At 62.5% G+C, this 18,990-nt stretch carries 14 protein-coding genes; 5 read left to right on the top strand and 9 right to left on the bottom strand.

Translation table 11 applies throughout. The features are described 5' to 3' along the window. Positions 1-35: 35 nt before the first annotated feature. The 5 genes from EDF21_RS16090 to EDF21_RS16070 form a co-directional block, all read right to left on the bottom strand. A complete protein-coding gene (locus tag EDF21_RS16090; protein WP_123572086.1) occupies positions 36-986 on the bottom strand; it encodes a DUF3560 domain-containing protein in 951 nt (316 codons plus the stop codon). 86 nt (positions 987-1,072) lie between these two features. Next, the gene (locus tag EDF21_RS16085) at positions 1,073-1,273 is read right to left on the bottom strand and encodes a hypothetical protein (protein ID WP_123572085.1); all 201 of its coding nucleotides are present in this window, start codon (positions 1,271-1,273) and stop codon (positions 1,073-1,075) included. A 498-nt stretch (positions 1,274-1,771) separates the two neighbouring features. Next, the gene (locus EDF21_RS16080; protein WP_148053741.1) at positions 1,772-1,990 is read right to left on the bottom strand and encodes a hypothetical protein; all 219 of its coding nucleotides are present in this window, start codon (positions 1,988-1,990) and stop codon (positions 1,772-1,774) included. Positions 1,991-2,168: 178 nt separating this feature from the next. Then, entirely contained in the window at positions 2,169-4,709 is a 2,541-nt protein-coding gene (locus tag EDF21_RS16075; protein WP_123572083.1) for a DEAD/DEAH box helicase, read from the bottom strand. Then, positions 4,706-6,562 carry a site-specific DNA-methyltransferase gene (locus EDF21_RS16070; RefSeq protein WP_123572082.1) on the bottom strand — a complete coding sequence of 619 codons (1,857 nt, stop codon included), beginning with the start codon at positions 6,560-6,562 and terminating at the stop codon, positions 4,706-4,708. The genes EDF21_RS16075 and EDF21_RS16070 overlap by 4 nt, the downstream gene beginning before the upstream one ends. 2 nt (positions 6,563-6,564) lie before the next feature. Between EDF21_RS16070 and EDF21_RS16580 the strand changes: the two genes are divergently transcribed. Then, complete coding sequence (locus EDF21_RS16580; protein ID WP_148053740.1) at positions 6,565-7,257, top strand: hypothetical protein; 693 nt, start codon at positions 6,565-6,567, stop codon at positions 7,255-7,257. Between the two features lie 495 nt (positions 7,258-7,752). Here the strand turns inward: EDF21_RS16580 and EDF21_RS16065 are convergent, their stop codons facing one another. From EDF21_RS16065 to EDF21_RS17195, 4 genes are all read right to left on the bottom strand, one after another. Continuing rightward, entirely contained in the window at positions 7,753-8,571 is an 819-nt protein-coding gene (locus tag EDF21_RS16065) for a CPBP family intramembrane glutamic endopeptidase (protein WP_043595650.1), read from the bottom strand. Positions 8,572-8,626: 55 nt separating this feature from the next. Next, positions 8,627-8,935 carry a hypothetical protein gene (locus EDF21_RS16060; protein ID WP_148053739.1) on the bottom strand — a complete coding sequence of 103 codons (309 nt, stop codon included), beginning with the start codon at positions 8,933-8,935 and terminating at the stop codon, positions 8,627-8,629. A gap of 132 nt (positions 8,936-9,067) precedes the next feature. Next, a complete protein-coding gene (locus EDF21_RS16055) occupies positions 9,068-9,643 on the bottom strand; it encodes a recombinase family protein (protein ID WP_123572080.1) in 576 nt (191 codons plus the stop codon). A gap of 486 nt (positions 9,644-10,129) precedes the next feature. Then, positions 10,130-13,195, bottom strand: a complete 3,066-nt coding sequence (locus EDF21_RS17195; protein WP_148053738.1) for an RHS repeat domain-containing protein — start codon at positions 13,193-13,195, stop codon at positions 10,130-10,132. Between the two features lie 1,101 nt (positions 13,196-14,296). On the opposite strand from EDF21_RS17195, the gene EDF21_RS16575 reads away from it, so the two are divergent. From EDF21_RS16575 to EDF21_RS16035, 4 genes are all read left to right on the top strand, one after another. After that, positions 14,297-14,830, top strand: coding sequence for a hypothetical protein (locus EDF21_RS16575; RefSeq protein ID WP_148053737.1), 534 nt, complete (start codon positions 14,297-14,299; stop codon positions 14,828-14,830). Between the two features lie 1,271 nt (positions 14,831-16,101). Further along, on the top strand, positions 16,102-16,845 hold the full coding sequence (locus EDF21_RS16570) for a hypothetical protein (protein WP_158612945.1): 744 nt from the start codon (positions 16,102-16,104) through the stop codon (positions 16,843-16,845). Then, the gene (locus EDF21_RS16040; protein ID WP_123572077.1) at positions 16,790-17,710 is read left to right on the top strand and encodes a hypothetical protein; all 921 of its coding nucleotides are present in this window, start codon (positions 16,790-16,792) and stop codon (positions 17,708-17,710) included. Before EDF21_RS16570 ends, EDF21_RS16040 begins: the two co-directional genes overlap by 56 nt. After that, positions 17,707-18,756, top strand: a complete 1,050-nt coding sequence (locus EDF21_RS16035) for an ImmA/IrrE family metallo-endopeptidase (RefSeq protein WP_123572076.1) — start codon at positions 17,707-17,709, stop codon at positions 18,754-18,756. The genes EDF21_RS16040 and EDF21_RS16035 overlap by 4 nt, the downstream gene beginning before the upstream one ends. The last annotated feature ends 234 nt before the right edge of the window (positions 18,757-18,990 follow it).

Genomic DNA, 18,990 nt, shown 5'->3' with positions numbered 1-18,990 from the left:
CCCGACCGCTCCGCGGGCGGCCGGGCGATCCACCCTTAGGCGGGAACCGGTGCTGGGGTGAGTGCCTGGATCTCGGCGTAGGGGACGGTGTCGGTCCAGCTGTAATCAGTGCTGACGCTGACGGTCATCTTGTTCACCCGGACGACCTCACGCCAAGACCCGCGGATCTTCACCCGGTCACCCTTGGCGACAGTGCTCCGGTCGTAGCCGGTGGCTTTTCCGGATTCGATCTGCCCGGCTCGCACGCCTTCCCAGAATGCGATCTGGTCGCGTTTTTCCTCGATGTGGGGCGTGAGCCGTGCCAGGCGCTTTGCGTGCTCGTCGAGGGTGGCGGGGCGGATTCCGGTGCGGTGGTCGTAGACGTCTCCCTGGGTGGTGCGTTCGAGCTTGCGGATCTCCGCTCCCAGCTTCTTGATCCGGTTCGCAACCGTGACGGGGGCGTATCGGCAGTCCGTGGTGTGGCTGGCCGCCTCGACACGACCCCGGGCGCGCTCAGCATCGCGGGTGGCCTCGACGGACCGACGTATGGCCGTGTCGGCCTTCTTGATCGCTCCACGATGGCGGGCCTCGGAGTGGTGCCCGACGTGGATCGGCTCGCCCCCCTCGGGCAGACGCCCTAGCGCTCCTTCGGCGCGCTGCCAGGCGGTCTCGTCCGCGGCGCCCTTCCGGTCCGCCTTTGAGTTCAGCGCGTCGACGCGGTCGGCCTGGCGGGCGATCTTGCCTGCCTCGACCTCGGCGGTGGGGCGGTGCTCGGTGCTGAGTTCGGTCGTGACTTCGAACCCCGCTTCACAAAGCGCGGTCACGGTGCGGCCGATCTTCCACAGGTTCGGGAGGTGGTCGCGGCTGTTGGGTACGTACCAAGCCCCAATGCTTCGGCCCCACCGCCAGCCGGTGGCTTTCAGGACGTCGGCGGTGCCGTCGCCACGGGCGGTGCCGCCGATAAGGGTGCCGGACTCGTGGGTGTGGGTGATGGTCAGTGCGGTCATGTCTTGTCTCCTGCTCATGCGTCTGTGAGGCTGAGGGGGCGGGACGGGCCTACTTCCTTTAGGTCCGTCCCGCTTCCTCGTGGCGGTTACTGCTGGCGGGTGAGGGTGTCGACGAACGTCGTGTGATCTGCCCCCGCGATTGCGTGCGTGTGGGCGAGGACCCAGCCGAGGCCTGCGTACTGGGCCAGGTCGCTGTCTCTCTCCCCCAGCTTCCGAAGCTCCCGGTTCAAGGTCTCCTCGGTGGCCGTGGGGACGATCGTCGTCACCGTCGTGATCTGCTGCGTCATGTGCTTTCTCCTTCTCTTCCTCGTTGTTTTTGCCGTGAAGGCACGAAGTGTCGAGCAGGAGGGGCAGGGGGTGTGCAACCCGAAGGGCAGTGGAAGGAGAGAAGTTCGGCCGAAATAAGGGAGCGCAGCGACCGCGGCCGCACTTGTCGGAAGGAGCAGGCGGCGCAGCCGCTTGAACACCCCCTGGACCGACGTACGATGCCGCAGGCTTCACGGCAACAACAACCAGGGCCCGCAGGGCCAGACAGGGCCGCGAAGCGGCTTCCATCAGAGAGCGCAGCGACTCCCCCCGGTTGCCGTCCGCGGGCGATGCCGGCACGCGAGCTCGAGCACGTCTCGGGCAAAGAGAAGCCCCCGCGCGGTTGGGGGAAACCGACATGCGGGGGCTCATGAAGCCCAGCAGTTAGGGACCGCTGGGCGACTCTCGTCGGCTTGGGGGAAGCCGACCGGATCAACGCTACGCGGGCGCCCCTGGGTGCCCGCCAGGGCGCCGCGAGATCACACCGGCCACTCGTCCGGCTCGGGATACAGTCGGCCCGTCAGGGCCGACAGCTCGCCCTCGTGCTGGATCATCCACGCCACGGCGCTGTTCAAGCTGTCCTCCCGGCGAAGCCACGGGCGCCCGCCGGCATCATCTCGGCCGTGGGCGTAGCAGTGGTACACGATGCCGCCGAGCTCGGGACGAGAGAGGACGTAGCCGAGGGGAGCGGAGGGCACCCGGCGGATCTGCCAAACACCAAACGTGCCTGGGGCCGGCGGCACCGCGAGAGGGTGCGTCGGGATCGATCGGCGGAAAATCCTTGCTGCCGTCTCGCCTGACCCTCGAACTCCCATCCGTCAAACGTTAGAAAGTAGCCTCTGACACCTTCCTCGGTGGGTGTACGCCTACTCGCGGCTAGCCGAACCGTTTAAGGGCGTCCCAGGACCCCTTGGCCTGATCAATGTCCGATTCGGACACGAGTAAATAGGCCCATTTTTCACCGCGCGACTCGACCTCCGGTAGGCCGTTCGCATAGTTGACCCACTTCTTTGCTGACTGTCGTTTAGCGACGACAGCAGTGGCATCCATCTCGTCGTCCGCCTTGACCTCGAGCAGTGTTCGTCGGTTTGGCCCATCTGCTACAAGGAAGTCAGGGTTGTACCGCTGTCCATTCCCCCAGGCGATCGTGAGATCGCCCTGCTGCAACCGTGCCCACCATTCCAACGACTGGGTTTCATCGAGCATGCGCGCAACTTCAAGTTCTGGGGTGGAGTCGAACCATTCGGTTGGCATAAGGGACTTTTTCCAGCCCGTGTATGCGCGTCGTTTTTCGAACTTGCCATTGATGTCGTCCGTAACCTCGCGAGCTCCCAAGCGACGAGTAGGGGCAAAAGTGACGAACTCTACTTGCTCGTCATAAGCAACTTGAGAGGGCGTCTTCTTCTGTTCTGCCTGAATGAGACGTCCGAGGCGCACTGCTGCTCGGCCACCGTAGGCAGCTAGAAGTTGCTCAGCATCGTCGCCGAGCCCTTCAATGAGCAGGTCGACTAGTCGCCGGGCGTTGGACTTCTCCATGGATCGCACCGCGGAACCGCTGTCGACCATGGGGAGCCCCATGACCTGTCCAACGAGGGCATCACGCGAGACGTCGAGAGGCATGTCGAGAGTCGCCTTAGACGTGATGGGGTCCTGGGCCGACACTTGTCGGGTCTCAGACCTCACAATGCCGTCCGGCCCGGTGACCCGCACAGCAGTCAGACGCATTCGACGAAGTTCGTCGTCAGGGTTGGCCCTGAGAGTCTTTCCAAGCCCCGTAAACGCGTCTTCGTTGGTCACGTCAGCGAGACTGAACCGCTTGGTGGTGGGGCGCTGTGACAAGCGCGGAAGGATGACTTCGGGTGCATCCGACCTCAACGTGATTGCGGGGCGCTCCAGGTCATCCACGGCCGTTGATGAGGCCTCTTGACGAGAGTCGACGTCGCTCAGCGTTATAAAACCGGGCGACTCAAGGCCCGTGGCGCCCCAATCGTTCAGGCCGTTCGTAGATTCGTCATCTGGTGAAATCTCGATCGGCAAAGTGACGATGGGCGAAGGAACGTCCTTCTGAATTTGACGCACAGTCGCGTCCCCATTTTGATCTTCCACAACCCTGGTCCGGGTTCGGTAAGAGACGAAAGCTTCATTCAGGACGCCGGCCCGTTCGAGAAGTGCAGAAAATTTCTCATGCGCGAGCACCTCGAGTGTGTCCAGCATCTCGACGCCGGTGTAGGCCTCAAACGGAAGCCTTAGCCCACGGCCAAGAACCTGCTCAGTCAACACATTTGACAGCGACGGCTGTGTCGACATGAGGACATAGACGCCCTTGACGTCCCACCCCTCTCTCAGCATTGCCACACTCACCACCACACGGACAGCAGAATCAGGTGAGTCAACCGAGGCAAGCCGCCCCCACATGCCTGGCTCTTTGTCTTCAGTAACGGACGAGTCGACCTGAATGACTGCGTCGACGTAGGCGCCTTCCCGGAAATCGTCTGCTCGCAGAAGGGAAGCGATGTGGTCGGCTTCCGCAGTGTCTCTTGCCACAACCAACATGAACGGGTTGATTGCTTTTCGTTCAGGCTCGCTCGCAAGGAAAGCCTCTAGTGCGCTCCGCTTGCATTCGAGGAGAGTGACGCCATCGTTAAGGCGGGTGAGCAGGTCGCTTCGATCGTCTTTCCGCCCAACAATCACGGGCGTCTTGACGTATCGATCAGCTATTGCCGCAGCTAGTGGATATCGGAAGATGATCTGTTCGGAATCAGTCTTCTTGTTCGGTGTGGCTGTCAGCCCAATGATTGCCCGCGGGTTTAGCCCACGGATTGCATCCGAAAACTTCTCTCCGTAGTAGAGGTGGTGCTCGTCAGCCAAGACCACCAGATCGTCTGTGGCGGTTAGCCAGTCGTAGAACTTGGCTCCGAGGCCCTCCGTGAATTCTCGTGTTCTGCGGTTCATCTGAGGCGAAGGCTTAAGAAGAATCTGGACTGTGAGGACGTAGACCTTGACGACATCAGGATCATCCATGGCCCTAGCCATTTCTGGCGTCTCAAAGTTTTCAGCCGTGACCAGGACCGTTTTCACCCCAAGAAGCTTTGTGAGGTCGCGAGCTGCGCCTGGCGTGAAGTTGGCAATCGTCTTTTCTCGGATGGTGCGTCCCGGGACGACGATCATGAAGTTGTTCCAACCACGCGCCTGGGCGAGGTAATCGATGGCGCCGGCTAGAACGTATGTCTTTCCCACTCCCGTCGCAGAGACAACGACGCCCTCGAAGGTGTCAGACCGGCCGAGGCGGTCGAAGTGGTCTGTAATGGCGACTGCGATGTCTGTAATCGCATCGAAGTTCGGGTCGCGGAGTTCCATCTGATGGCTGATGAGTGCTAGCAGATCTTCATCAACTTCTAGTGCTGCGTCGTCGTTCATTTGCCAGCCTCCCCCGACTGCGTGACCAACCAATTGAGTCCCGCCTGCCGCCTGTTGGCCCGGCGGTAGGAAGAGATTATCGATGCAGGTATTTTCACCAGGCGCGAGCCGGGGAGAAGCTTCTTGAGGTATGCCTGCGCGTCAGGATCTATGCCAGTTGCATAGATTTCGACGAGCTCGCTGGCGTGCAGGCCAGAGACGAGGTAGTCGACGAAGTCTTCGTTGACGAACCCGTCGACAACAGCGAGGCGCACTGTTCCGCGGCTGCCGGCGAAAGCGCCCTCCGGGTTGTAGGAGAAGCCAAACTGGGCGGCAACAGCTTCGGCAAGAGGCTCACCGGTCGCCCATTCGGACAGGTAAATATCTCCTTCATCGAGGCTGAACATCGACGGAGCCACATCAAGCACCCGGAACCCGCCGCCACCCGTCCAGTTCTTCGAGACCACGTCCTTAGTCTTTAGGGCGTCCCTGAGGGCTTTGAGGACAGGCTTAGCTGCCACCGATTGGTCGGTCAACGCTCCAGCTTTCACGGCGGCGGCCACAACTCGGAGCGCTTCCTGAGCCTGTTCAGGTGAGACCCCTTCAGGCAAGGGCGCGCCTGCCACCCGCTCCGTTGAAGTAGTCATCCCTCCGGGATCAGTGCCCTTGACCACTTTGATCAATCTGGGGAGGGTGAACTGCTCCACGACCTTGCTGAGCCACTCGACGGTGACCCAACGGCGGCCCATTTTGTGTGCGACTGCGGCAGTTGTGCCAGATCCGGCGAAGCAGTCAAGGACAATGTCGCCTGGATTCGTCGCGATATGGAGAACCCGTTGCATCAGGCGCTCCGGTTTAGGTGTGTCGAACGGGTCCAACCCGGGAAACAGCTCCTTGATCTCCTTCTTGGCCTCCTGGTTATGACCCACGGCCGCGTAATCCCACCATGTTTGCGGCACAACGCCGTCCTGCACCTCAGACAAGAAACTTTTCAGGGCCGGGCCAGCTTGACCGTTCTTGCCGAACCAGACGCGGTTGTCTGCGACAAGCTCCTCATATCGGTCTTTTGTGTAGACCCAGGCACGGCCAGACGGTGGTGCCAATTCTTTCCCTGCTGGGGTCACGAGCGTGTAGAACTGGCCCTTCGTTGCTCGGCCCGATTGAGCGCTGAAGTCGACGGTTTTCCATGGGCCACGCGGGTCATGGTCAGGGTTTTGGTACTTAGCCAGCTGAGCAGAGTTTCTCGCGACGAGGTTGCGCTGGTTCTTCCAGAGGGTCTTGTCTTTTGCGTAGACCAAGAGGTAGTCCTGGGATGGAGAAATTAGCGTCCGGTTGTCGGGTGAATAGACCTTTCTCCAAACAACAGTCGCCACAAAGTTTCCGGGACCAAAGACTTCGTCCATGACGGATCGCGCCCGGTGGGCCTCCACATCATCCAGATGTAGCCACACCGAGCCATCGGGAGCGAGAAGGCTTTTGATCTGCGCAAGACGGTCGCGCATCATCGTGAGCCAGACGCTGTGCTCGAGGGCGTCGTCGTAGTGCGTGAACGCCTGATCCGTGTTGAACGGGGGGTCGATGTAGACGAGTTTCACCTTGCCCAGGTACTCGTTCGCGAATTCGGGGATCGAGCCAAGAGAGGTCAGAGCGTGAAGCGCGTCCCCTCGCACGAGGAGGTTGTCCCTGGCGCGGTGCTTGACGGGGAGAACCTCGCCGACTGTCGTTACACCGTGGAGGAGGCGTACTTCCGAGGTGCGGTAGTCCCCTGCCGTGGTCCACTCGTAGCTTCCGTCTTCGTGCGACAGCAGTCGTTGACCCTTGTTGGTCCACGTCAGCTCCAGGCGGCCGCTGTGTCGCGATTCTTGTCCCTGCATGCGTGAGCGCCCCCGTCGTTGAAGTCCGGACAAGGCTACCGGGGCAGCACAGCCACGAACGAGCGGCGAACGTCGTCTACGGAGAGCCGCACGCCGCTGAGGCCGGCCTCGTCCCCGGTCAGCTCGCCTGTCAAGCTGGGACAGCTACTCACGCAGGGCCGAACAAGGAGGGTCAGATCATCGAACTAGGAAGTATTGCCGACTGGGTGGGCGCCCTGGGTACCGCTGGCGCTCTCTTTGCGACGTTGCACATCATCAGCAGCGACAGAAAACGAGCAAAGTCAGCAGACGCCGCGGCCGTAAGCGTCTGGTGCACGCAGCGCTACGTCGACCACGCCGAGAGGCCTGCGTCGAGGTTCATCAATGTCCATGTCTTCAATGGCTCCTCAGCTCCCCTGCCAACCGTTACCGCCTACTCGCGAGTCGAGGGTCGCGACTACATCGATGAAGTGCTGAGTTCGGCTGGGGCGAACCTCGCGGCCATCGAGCCCGGGGTGACGGTTGTGAAAGAGATACCGGTTGTCCACTACGTCGACGTCGACCGTGTCTTCGTTTTCTTCATCACAAAAGACGGTCAGAGATGGGCACGGCGACTCGGAGACGGACGCCTAATGACGGGCATTCGAGCGAGACACCTAGCCGAGGGTGCAAAACCAGCGAGGGCCGCTTGGGCCCGCTCATCCCCTTCCGAGTAACGAGACCTCGCCGCAAGTCGAGAGGGTACGGCGCGCTGGGTGCAACGAAGTCGCGAGGACGACAGGCTCGTGTCTAAGAAGATGCTGCTGACCCCTATTTCTTTTTCTCTGAACGAGCTTTGGCCTTAGCCAGCTTTTCTTTGTACGCAGCCTTCTCCATGAGACGCCTGGCCTCAGCCCGTAGCTCGCGCGGGGTCTTATTCGTCGCACCCGGAGTCCTCGGCATAGCACTACCTTTCGTCGTATTTATGATTTTTTTATCATAAACGGTGCGCCGGCATTTGCCCACCCTTGACGTGGATCGGATGTCTCAATAGCCGATCGTCTATCGGGCACCGAGGAGGTCGAGCGGCGGGTTGATCCAGACGCCACTGCGATCAACTGCACGCTCTTGCTCTCCACATCCGGTGATGACGGTATCTGCGGCGAACACAGTCGTCTTTCGGGATGAGGTCGCTGGGCACATCACCATCGGTGATCGATCGAGGTAGACCGCTAGACCACCTGCTGCCCGTGATGTGCCGCACGGCGCTCCGTCACGAGGAAGACGACGAGCAGCACGACGCCGACGAGGACGACCACGATGTTGCCAAGCTGAGCCAGGGACCCAAGGCCGCCCTGCAGGGGGTATGTGCCCTGCATGAAGATGCTCGGGTCGGTGCTCGCGTGAAGCAGGATCGGAGCGATGATTGTTCCCGTCACCCGGAGGGCGAGGTACATGCAGAGGCCGAAGAAGAATGTGTAGAGCATCTGCAGCATGGTGGAGATGAAGGGCTGACCGGTGAAGAGGTTGGTCGCGTGCAGTAACGAGAACAACGCAGCGGAGACGAGCCCGACGGCGATCTCGGAACGGCCGGCCGAGCGCATGATGCGGACCACGTATCCACGAGTCAGCACTTCTTCGGAGAAGCCGATAACCAGTCCTGCCAAGAGCCACGCGGCGACCCAGTCGAAGCCTGCAGCGTCGTAGTCGATGCTCGCGAAGCGCAACACGTTGAAGAGCAGCACGACGGCGATGGCGATCCACATCCAGCCTCGGCCGGGGACGTCCTGCCGTGCGAAGAGGCCTCGCAGCCAGCCGAGGCTGGCACCGAAGCCGATCAGGATGAGGCTGCCGATCAGGACCGGGACGACGATGAGGACGAGGACATAGCTGGCTGATCCAGCGTCGCCGATGAATGGCACGAAGGGTGCCATGAGGAGCGATGCCGGTTCGTAGATGGCGAGGTAGCCGACGGCGAGGATCAGCGCCTTCCACCAACGACCCCGTTCCCAGAACCGCGTCCACCCTGATCGTGCAGCAGTGTCTTCCATCATCATCCCCTCGATTGGTTTTCAGTTAACCATCAGGTTCGAGACAGATTCAAGTTCAAGTCGGTGGGCGAGAGTCCGCCTTAGGCGCGCTCCGCTGCGTGCCGATCGTGGTCAAACGGCGCAAACGCACGCGACCGATGACGATGCATGCCGCTGTGCCTCCCCACCAGATGAGAAGGGCGACGATCGCGACCACGAGATAGGCGTCCTCGGTCGCCGCCCCGGCGTACGGCTTGGCGTCCAGGGCGTTCAGGGCTACCCGAACGAGGGCGGCCCCGAGGACGACGCTGGAGATGCAACCCACCGCAACGCCTGCGTAGATGCGTCGCCGTCGCGATGGGCTGTCCGGTTGCTCAGGCTTCATGGTCGTGGCCTGCCCGTCGGCGTCGCACTGCTATCAGGGTGAACCCTGCCAGCAAGAAGAGTGCGGCCGCCGTGAGTACGTGACCCGATCTTCTTCGTCGCCCTCCTTCAGAAAAGCAGCTGGCGCAAGCCTTCAAAGTGGCGCCTGGTCGGCGCGCTGAATTGCCCGGTAGACAGTCGAACGCGCGACCCCGAACAGCTCGGCGATCTCGCTTGTGGTGTGCTCGCCGGTGCGGTGCAGCTGCACGAGATGCTTCTCCTGCGAAGCGGTCAGCTTCGGTTTGCGGCCGCGGAGCTTGCCGGCGGCCTTGGCGATCGCCATCCCTTCACGGGTACGGGCGCGGATGAGGTCGGCCTCGAACTCGGCGACCATGCCGAGGACGTTGAACAAGAGCCTGCCGACGGGGTCGGTGGGGTCGTAGACCGCTCCCCCGAGGTTCAAGGCGACGCCCTTCTTCGTCAGCTCGTCGGCGATGTCGGTGGCGTCTCGCAGCGACCGGGCGAGACGGTCGAGCTTCGTGACGACCAGGACATCGCCGGTGCGGCACGCAGCCAATGCTTCTCGGAGGCCGGGCCGCGCTCGAGTCGTGCCCGACAAGCCGTGGTCAACATGAACGCGTTGATCGTCAACACCGAGTGCTTTAAGACCGTCACGTTGTGCTGCGAGATCCTGTCCAGAGGTCGACACACGCGCGTATCCGATGAGCATCCGCCGACTGTAGCGTTTAAACCCCCGTCACCGGGCATTTTTGCGGGACAGGCATACGCGAATCCGCAGGCCAGGAGCTACTTGGTCTCAGCCGACCAAGAACGGCCGGGGCAGGTGTCCCGATGAACGACCGCCTATCGGGCACTAGGTCAAACCGAAATACTCTGCTTCCTTTCGGAACTCAGAGGATGTCCAAGCTAGTGACGAACGCAAAGAAGACCCGCCAGAATGCGACGGGTCTTCTTCACGCTTGCCTAGAGGGGTAGATCGCTAGGGAAGAGGCTTAGTTTTCTCACTTCTCACGGCCGGGCCGGGGCGTCCCTTGTCGGATGAGTTTCGCGGCACCGAATCCACCAGCGAGAGCGATCAATGCCGCGATGGCGAATGCAGGTGTCGTACCTAACCCAGCGAGAGGAAGAAGAACGACGCCAAGGGACATAAGTACGCCCGCAACCAAAACCCCAGCCACAGCACCCAGGTAGTACCTCATAGGCGATCACAGTACGTGGTCTGCACGTACGAACCGATAGCGAAAGCCGCGAGCCCGAGGGCGATGCTCGCCCCCGCAGTAGGTCCTGCCAGCCCCAGTGCAACGATCGTCGAAATGCTGTAGACGGCTACTAGGCCGCTGCACGTACCACGGCCGCTCGCAGACAATCCCGTGGGATCACTTGAGTTGACTGGGTCCCCTCCTGCGAATCCGTACCGGTTGGCATCAGTGGGGCTGAGCGGCGCGTCGAGGGTGTCTTGTTGCGTCCATGTGCCAGCCGTGGCGTCGTACCAGCGCAGCCCGAACTTCACGAGTCCGGTTGCGCGGTCCTGAATGCCGGCCTTGAACGAGTACGGATTCTGTCCTGCTCCGCTGCCGGTGCCGCCGGCGGTGAGGGCGCGGGTGCCGTAGGGGTCGTAGGCGTATGAAAAGGAGTTGGTGGAGAAGTCCGTCAGAAGGCCGACGGGGTTGCCGAGGCCGTCCCAGACGTAGAGGGCGGAGATGTCTGACGAGGTGGTCAGCATCAGGGCCTGGCCGGTGATGGGGTCGGAGTACACGTGGGCGCCGGAGGTGCCGCCGGTGTACTTGGCGATCGTGGGGTTGCCGTTCTGGTCGCTCTTGCCGTAGGTCGCGTTGTAGCTGACCCCGCTCGAGACGCTCTGCGACAAGACGGCTTTCTGGTCGACTCCGGCGTAGGTGTAGTTGCTGGTGACGTTGCCCTTGACGGCCTGGGTCATCTGCTGCGCCGTGTTGTAGGTGAACGCCGTGGTCGGGTTCGCGGTGAGGTTCCCGGCCCCGTCGTAGGCGTACCCGGCCGAGGTGATCTGGTTCGCGGCGTTGTACGTCAGGGTCTGCGAGGACGGGGTGGCACCGGTGACGACGGCGGTGAGGCGGTTGCCTCTGGCGTCGTAGGTGTAGGCGTACGTGTTTGCCCCGGTCCCGCCGGACTGCGCCACCTGGGTCACACGGCCGGAGCTGTCGTAGCTGTAGGTGGTGACCTGGCCGGTGAGGTTGTCCCTTGACCACTGGAGCTTGGAGCGGTCGTTCGCTGGGGTGGTGCCGCAGGTGGGTGCGGGGCTGGTGGTGTTGTAGCAGTAGGTGGTGTCGTAGACGGCGGTGTTGCTGGTGTCGCCGGACCCGGTCCAGGCCTTGAGGCTGTTGACCCGGCCCGAGGTGTCGTACCCGGTGAGCTGCTTGCCAGCCCACACGGTGTGGGCGGCGTTGGACTGCAGCCAGGTGCCGGTGCGGCGACCTTGGGCGTCGTTCTCGAACACGATCAGCTTCGGGCTGCCGCCCTTGGGGTAGGTGGTCGAGGTCAGCTTGTTCGCCGCGTCGTAGGCGTTGGTGTACGTGCCGAAGGAGTCGGTCTGGGTGGCCTGGTTGCCGGCCTTGTCGTAGGTGTAGCTGACCGTCCCACCACCGGCCGAGTTGACCGTGGTGAGCTGCCGGCCGAGCTGGTCGTAGGTGTTCGTGATGGTGCCCGTAGCGCTGCGGCTGGTGAGCAGGCGCCCGGCCTTGTCGTAGGTGTTCCGAACGTCCAGCGCGTCGGTCTGCGGGTTCACCTGGGTGAGCCGGTCGAGCTTGTCATAGACGTACCCGGTGGCGTTTCCACGGCCGTCACTCTCGGAGGCAAGGCGGCCGTAGTAGTCGTAGGAGTAGCTCTTCGCGCCAAGGCTCGTGCCGGTGACCGGGGTGAGGCTGGTGCGCTGCTTGTTGGCGTTGTACCCGTAGACGGTCTTGTTCGTGCCGTTGCCCGGCGCGGTCGCCGTGGCCACCGTGCCGTCGGTGTTGTACGTGAGTGCGGCCTGGGCGCCGGAGGCGTCGGAGTTGGTGAGGATGTTCCCGGCGCCGTTGAATGTCTTCAGGCTCTGGTTCCCGGCGTCGTCCGTGGTCGAGGCAGGCAGGTACGCCGTCGCGGCAGTGGAGCCGTAGGTGGTGCTCGAGGCGGCGCCACCGGGTGAGGTGACCTTCGTGAGGCTGTTCTCGCTGTTGGCGCCGTAGTCACCCGTCGTCGTGCCAGCTCCGGTCCCGGTGCCGGTGGTCGAGCTGGCGACGAATCCGGTGGCGGGCTTGTAGGTCGCGGACTGCTCACGGCCTGCCGGGTCGACGGCCTTGGTCACGAGCTCCTGGGTGGGGTTGATCGTGTACGTCGTCCGCGGGACCGCCGTGATGGCGGCCGCGGTGTCGGTGTTGGGGCCGGCGACGAGGGTCTGCGACGTCGACGGGTACGCCAGGCGCGTCGTCGACGTTCCCGGGGAACCGGCGGTGGTGTTCTGCTGGTCGACCCGGGTCACCATGTGGGTGGCACCGTCGTAGGTGATGGTCGTCACCGCGCCGGTGGTGGAGGTGATCGAGGTCAGGTCCCGGCCGGTGTACCCGAAGGCGGTGGTGTTGCCCTCGGCGTCAACGATGGATGTCAGGTTCGATGCGGAGTCCTTGAGGTACTTCACCGTGCGGGTGTTGTAGGAGTCTCCGGTCTGGGACACCGTGAACGTCAGGGTCGAGGAGTTGTAGGTCAGGGTCGCCGTGCGGGCTGCGGTGGGGCCGGCGGTCGACACGACCGAGGCCGGCTGCCCGGAGGCGTAGGTGATGGCGGTGGAGTTGCCGTTCCGGTCCGCGACCGCGGTGGCCTTGCCGTCAGCGTCGAAGGTGACGACCTGGCGCGAGGTGCGGTCGGTGAGGGTGTACCCGGTGCCCGTCTTGACGAGGTCCTGCGTGAAGCCACCAGGCGAGGTGAAAGCGGTCGCGGAACCGCTCACAGGGACGAACTTCCACGTCACCCCGTCGGCGCCGGTGTAAACGACGTTGGCGCCAACGAGGGAAAGGCTGCCGGCGGAGGCGAAGCCCATGGACCAGTTGTTGGCCGACAGATTCGTCGTGGCGCCGGTCTGCCAGCCGAGAGAGTTGTAGGACGCCCCGATCGGGATGGTCGAGGTCACCCCCGGCAGGGCGAGACCGACGGTGCTGAGGAGCAGGTTTCCCGTGGCGACGTCGACAGAGGCTTCGACTTGGTCGCTGATCTCGAACGGGAGCGACGTCGCCGACGGTCGCTCCCCGGTCAAGCCGGTGGTCGTCGGTCCGGTGGGCAGGGCCGCTTGCGCGGTCTGGGCGACACCACCTACGAGTGCGGCACAGGTGATGCCGACGAGGGCCGCTTTCGCGGCGAAGCCTCCCCCGCGGTGCGGGCGCGGAGGCAAAAGGGTAGAGGACAACGCAATTTCCTTCGACTGCTCAGACAGGATGAATGCCGGCCACAGCGAAAGTCGGGATTGCGCGCAAGGACCGGGTGGAAGAGTGGCCCCGAAGAACGCGTCAGGATCGAGATCTGACGTCAGCGTCGCCCCACGTGGAGAGTAAGCGGAACTCACGTTCTGGGGCAATGGAATCTTTGGGTGAAGTTTGCGGGCCGCCCTTTCTGGGGACTGCCACCCGCTCCACCGCCCTCGCTACGGTCGGACGATGACTGGCCGATACGATCCCAGCGACCTCACCACCTACGGGGCCATGGACGACGAAGAACTCGACATGATTCTCGACGCTCTCGACCGTGCAAACGAGGACTGACCGACGCTGTGCGGCCCATCGATTGGCCCTATGCCCGGCTCAGATTCCGGGAAATGTTCCGCCGAGACGACAACGTTGACCGCGCCCGCCGGCACACCACCCACGAGACCTTGCGCCACATCGACCTCCGCGTCGTACGCTTTCTTGACGAGCCGCCCGCGGTGCAGCGGGCCGCACTTCTGATCTTGCAGCGAGATGCCCTCACGCATGAGGCCGGCAACCGCGGCGTCGGCGCCTCAGCGCTCGTGTCGGGACTCGCGAGTGTCGCCACGGTTGTCACGGCCGTGGTGGCCGCGATCCTTGCGGCCTACCTTGGGTTCGCTGACCAACTCACCTCAGCCGACATAGACGCATCGCAAGGCTTCCTCGACTCACTCTTTCGGTGGGTTGCCTGGAGCCTAAGCGGGCTCGCTCTCGTGGTGACCCTGGTCTGGCTTGAGGGTGGCCGACGCGATCGACGACGCGCCATGGCGAGAACGTGGCTCCAAGTGTTCACAGACGCCCAGAGAAGGTCGCCTTCTGTGCTAATCGAGGCACCTAGCAACTCTCAGTCCACATCTTCCGCTGCCGAGGTCAGTGGTCTCAACTACGGTCAAGCCATGAATCCTGATTCCGGTGCCACCGAAGCGCCCACCGGCGGTCAGCAAGCCGCGACGGACGGCAAGGCCCAAGCGCGCTTCGCGCGAGTGCGCCTGCTCAATGAAGAACTTGACGCTCTTGTTGGGGATTCCGGCACCCGTGCAGCCTCGGTGCTCAACAAAGCCTCGTTTCTTGCCGTGACAGCAGGCGTCATTGTTGCGGCATCAACGGCGCAGCTGTGGACAACAGCCGGCGTCGTTGGCGTGTGCGCCTTGGTCTTGGCAAGCCTTGCCATCTTCTGCGCCGCCGCCGCTCTCCGCCCAGGGAAGCGCCTCGGCCTGCAAGCCCAACGCATGGTGGACTTGTACATGGATTCGACAAAGTCGGTGCGGCGAATCGAAGCCGAGATTGTCCGCAGCAAAGCTCAGGTCATCGAAGCGCACGAGAACGACCTAAGAAACCGAGCAACGTGGGTCTGGGCTGGATTCATCCTGCTTGGCGCAGGGACAATCTTGCTCTCCGTCGTTTACGCCCTCGAAGTGATTGGAAAGTGACATGGCTCGACCCGACTACGAAGACAGCATCGCCGGAGACGACAACGATTCAGACGACGATGCATCCCAGGCACCCTTGGGGTACCTCACCCACGGCGCAGAAACCGGCCAAATAGTGGGCCGCGTCACCGAAAGCGCAACAGGGTCCGTTTTTGCTACGAAAAATGATTCCGAGGACGCAGATGACTAGGCCCACCTTTGAGGAATCAGGACCTGACGAATCAGGCGATGACCACGAGCCTGAAACTCCAGAACAGGGCACAGGCCTCTTGCAGAACGGGGACCAGCAGCCCTCGACGACCACCAGTCCTGCTGGCAACACTGAAAGAACCTGAATCGCCCGTCCCGGCCTCAGCCGTCGACGACGCACTGAGCAATCTGCCCCGCGTCACTATCCGCCACGACACCGTCCCTTCAGCCCTCCAGCCCTCGCGCTTCCTCGACCTCATGGTCAAACGAGTCATCGACGCCAGGCCTACCGATCGCCACGAAACTGCCCGTGAGCGATTCGACAAACCGCGACGGATAGGGCCACATACGGCGTCCGCCTAGGGGGCTCTCTCGTTTGGAGCAAGTCTCGGCGGGGCGAGGCGAGGCATCCAAGTCTCGGTCCTAGGTGTCAGCGTGACGGCCGTCTCGAGTTAGTACGTCTGCTCTCTGTAGATGGGAAACCATCACCCGATCAGAGTCACGAAGACAATGACGGGCGACATAGAGGAGATCTCATGCCTGTTGGCACGACTGCGAAGACCGGACAGCGATGCCCCGAGTCCGGCGTGTGGAAGGTCGAGGGCACCCCCTCGACCACCGCCCCGATCGCCAAGAACAACGTGATGCCGCCTTACGCGGGGAAAGCTGTGACCTGGCGCCTGACGCGGCTCGCTTAGCGACCGCGGCGTGAGAGTGGGCGCAGGGGCCCACTCTCACGCCGGGCTGGCAATTCCGATTTTGAGGCAGGACATTTCAAGGTCATTTCTGCACTCAAAGTCTGCCCGGTGGATATCGTTCACTAGGGATAGCAGGATCTGCCGCCCGGGGGGACGACGATGACGACACCACTTCAGGAAATACAGCAAACCGGAAAACTAGGGACAGCCGGGTACGAGCTCTTCCGGTCCCTGGTACGAAAAGCGGCCCGCCGATATCCCCCGCCACCCGGATATGGTTCGTGGTCCGACGAAGCCACTCGGGAATGGCTCCAAGAATTTTTCGCCGTCAAAGGTCCTCAGGTCGTCACGAAGCTTGCCGCCCTTGCCCACGACGAAATCTCCTTGGCAAATCTCGCATACAAGGCCGTCAGCAACGCCTTAGTCGACGACGCCCGCAAGACCGTCGCCGGCCGTATGGCCAAACGCCTCTCCACGCTTCTCCCACCAGCTGGCATCATCGATGCAACGCGGCTACGCGCTGGCGACCCGGCGTGGACCCTCCCTAGCAACGGGGATGCTGTCTTCACGGGTGACTGGGAGACAATACTCACGGCACCTGCTTTGACGCGGATCGGCATCATCACCGAACTGAACGCCAGCGGCCCCACCTCGAGCAAAAACGCGGCAGTAATTTCCGAAGCGGCACGCATCATCCTTGAGACGGCCCGCGGTGCCGTCCGCGCTCGCGACCTCGCAACCGCCATCGTCGAACTATTCGAGCTCGACGATCCAGACGCTTATCTGCAGCGCGATGACGACGTTCCCGAGACCCCGAGCACGGGAATCGACCTCCCAGGCGAACGCATCGTCATCTTGCACGACGCAGACCTTCTGTGGAGTTGGCTCACGAATTCAGAGCGACTCGCCTTCGCATATCTGGGCGAACCGCTGGCCGTCGCCCGCCGAGCCCTCCCGTCACACACCGATCTCGCCTCGGCCATGCCGGCGCTCGTAGAAAAGGTCGCCTCGATCGTCAAGGAACACCACATCAGCGAATCTTCCATCTTGATCGTGCAAGCAAGAAGCCACGATGCAGCAGATCAAACTCCCGGTCGAAATCAGCACCATGGAGAACAACATGCCTGAAGACATCACCACTTCGCCCCAGTCGTTCCCGGCTCCGCGCCCGCTCAATGGCGACACGGCCGTCCGTAGCGGCGACATTTGGAGGGCACTTTGGGATGGTGTCGCCATCCTCGTCCTTGTCGGCAGCGTCGACGACAACCTGCCCAACAGGGTGCACGGTGTGCCCGTGGATATTGGTGACGAGGAGGCAGATGACAGCTCAATTATTCTGCCCGCCGACGTGACAACCTTCGCACTGCCCGTCACCGTTTGGCCCGATCTGGCCACCGACTTCGCCTCGCTTATTTTCGACCGCCGTGTCGGGGACATCCGTGATGGTTTTGAAACGTTGGACAAGGTGACAAAGTTGGGTAAGCGGGGGCGGCCGATCCTGCGGGACACCAGCCCCCGCTCACACGCCAAACGCATCCGCGGATTGTCGGTAGACATCCTTCATGACGCTGCCCAGCTTCCTTCCGGTAGCGGAACGCTTCAGACGCTCCTTGCCACTCTGCCGATGGCCACCATCGCAGACGCGCTGGAGGGAAATCGAGCCCTTGCGGTCAAGATCAAACGGGGAACGGCAGCAGTGGACGCCGCCCAGGCAGCGATCCTCGCGAGTCTCATTGGCACCTCAACACAGGCCGTACTTGATGCCAACCCACACGCTCCGGCCGACTTTTCCATGGAAGTGACGAATCCGCGTCACAGTGAATTGCTACGCGCGGTCGCGTCCAGCCGGACGGAGACTGAGTCTGAAGCGTTCACGCAGATGACCCAGAGTGTGCTCGCGCTAGCCGCACGCGGAGAACATCGCGACCGCGCCGACTGGGCCGGCCGCGTTGATACCTACCTTGCTATGGCCTTGGCCTCGGCTTCGTCGTGAGCTCCTCAACCGAGCTAGCCATCCGAGCACGTCTTCTCGTGCCTGGAAGAGTCGAAGCTCTTGTCGAAATTCTGAACGGCATCGACCCCAACCTGGAAGATCGACTCCAGACCGACGCCATCCGCGCGGTGTCGGAATGGGAGGGGCTGTCGGTCATTCTTTTGGACGAGCTGCCGCAAACCGAGTGCAGCATCGCCGGCGTTTACTTCTCTGACTTTGAGCCGGCCCAGATAGGAATCTGGACTCAGGTACCCAAAGCTCGGCAGCAGTTCACAGCCCTACACGAGCTTGCCCACCACCTACAGTTCCACGATGACGCCCTCCTCGAGGACTTCGATTCACAGTCAGACCAAGGTGTGATCCTCGAAGAACTCACGTGCGACGCATTCGCCGCACGCATCCTCTTGCCCCCAACGATGACGACCGCAATTCTCGGTGCTGGCACGCCCATGGCGGAGGCAGTTGCAGACCTCTGGCGTAGCAGCCGCGCGTCTCGTGCAGCTGTCTGCGTGACGGTAGCCCAACGGCTATCGAGCCCAGGGCATGTGGTTCTCCTCGATGAGGACGGAAAAGTGCAGTTCTCGAGCAGCAAAGGAGAACCTCCTCTGGCGCGCGGTCGTGACCAATCGGAGACTGCCATCGTCCGCGCCCTGCACGAGTCCACTCGACAAACAGTCACGGTGCGCAACCAACAGTTCCTGTACCGAGACAACATCGCCGGTGAAAGGCTGTACGCCCAAGCCACCAGTCTTGATGGGTATACGGTCGTCATTGCTGTCGCCCATAACGCGCCTTGGGAGAACCTTTCGCTCTCCTCCCAGAGCGCCGGGCCGAGCGCGAAATGGCAGAACTGCGGTGGCTGCGACCACATTTTCCAAGTTTGGGGCGACCGATGCCCACAATGCAGTGCGGGCTACTGCCCGGAATGCAGGAAGTGTGATTGCCCCTCCAGAGTCATTGATCGGCTTTGCACGGAATGCTTCCTTCTTAAGCCGGCTCAGGTATTCCCGCTAACTGGGGATGTGTGCCTGGAGTGCGTGGGGTAAACACTGCGCAAGGCTCCGATGCCAAGGTTGTCTCCTTTCCCTAAAGACACGAGGCCGCTCGGCGCCAGTCAAAGCGCGGTCAGACCAACCCGTTGCGTTAGATTGCCCGGTAGGCGCAGGAGAAGTTCCTCGTGCAGCTCCACCAAACAGGCGCCAAAACAACTAACGCGACCGTCGAGTTCTTCCGCGTCACCCGTTCAAGCCGAGAATAAACCACCTTCTTACGGCCCTGAA

Source organism: Frigoribacterium sp. PhB118 (genome assembly GCF_003751725.1).
Lineage (GTDB): Bacteria > Actinomycetota > Actinomycetes > Actinomycetales > Microbacteriaceae > Frigoribacterium.
The sequence above is the reverse complement of the archived record's forward strand: the minus strand, read 5'-3'. Positions and strand labels throughout refer to the sequence as shown.

Coding starts and splice junctions, on each gene's coding strand:
- EDF21_RS16090 (WP_123572086.1), bottom strand. CDS start 986: ATGACCGCACTGACCATCACCCACACCCACGAGTCCGGCACCCTTATC.
- EDF21_RS16085 (WP_123572085.1), bottom strand. CDS start 1,273: ATGACGCAGCAGATCACGACGGTGACGACGATCGTCCCCACGGCCACC.
- EDF21_RS16075 (WP_123572083.1), bottom strand. CDS start 4,709: ATGAACGACGACGCAGCACTAGAAGTTGATGAAGATCTGCTAGCACTC.
- EDF21_RS16070 (WP_123572082.1), bottom strand. CDS start 6,562: ATGCAGGGACAAGAATCGCGACACAGCGGCCGCCTGGAGCTGACGTGG.
- EDF21_RS16065 (WP_043595650.1), bottom strand. CDS start 8,571: ATGGAAGACACTGCTGCACGATCAGGGTGGACGCGGTTCTGGGAACGG.
- EDF21_RS16060 (WP_148053739.1), bottom strand. CDS start 8,935: ATGAAGCCTGAGCAACCGGACAGCCCATCGCGACGGCGACGCATCTAC.
- EDF21_RS16055 (WP_123572080.1), bottom strand. CDS start 9,643: ATGCTCATCGGATACGCGCGTGTGTCGACCTCTGGACAGGATCTCGCA.
- EDF21_RS16575 (WP_148053737.1), top strand. CDS start 14,297: ATGAATCCTGATTCCGGTGCCACCGAAGCGCCCACCGGCGGTCAGCAA.
- EDF21_RS16040 (WP_123572077.1), top strand. CDS start 16,790: ATGCAGCAGATCAAACTCCCGGTCGAAATCAGCACCATGGAGAACAAC.